1 protein-coding gene is annotated in these 308 nt (G+C 65.6%); it reads right to left on the bottom strand.

Going from position 1 to position 308, the window contains the following annotated elements; translation table 11 throughout:
- The coding region (locus tag KVP70_RS33590; RefSeq protein ID WP_217946759.1) for a condensation domain-containing protein at nucleotides 1-308 on the bottom strand (308 nt) is incomplete at both ends.

Below are 308 nucleotides of genomic sequence, written 5' to 3'. Positions count from 1 at the left end.
AGCATGACCTGGAACAGCGGGCTGTGGCTCATGCTGCGCGGCGGTTGCAGTGCTTCTACCACCTGTTCGAACGGCACGTCCTGGTGCGCGTAGGCGCCCAGGGTGCTGTCCTTGACTTGCGCCAGCACGACGGCCACGCTCGGGTCGTCTGCCAGTTGCACCCGCAGCGCCAGGGTGTTGGCAAAGAAGCCGATCAAGGCTTCAATCTCGCTGCGCTGGCGGTTGGCAACCGGGGTGCCGATCACGATGTCTGACTGCCCGCTCAGCCGCGCCAGCAGGATCGACCAGCCGGCCAGCAGGGTCATGAA

Origin of the sequence: Duganella violaceipulchra, from assembly GCF_019166075.1 — a bacterium.
Lineage (GTDB): Bacteria > Pseudomonadota > Gammaproteobacteria > Burkholderiales > Burkholderiaceae_D > Rugamonas > Rugamonas violaceipulchra.
Note: the sequence above shows the minus strand (reverse complement) of the source record. Positions and strands in the feature narration are given on the sequence as shown.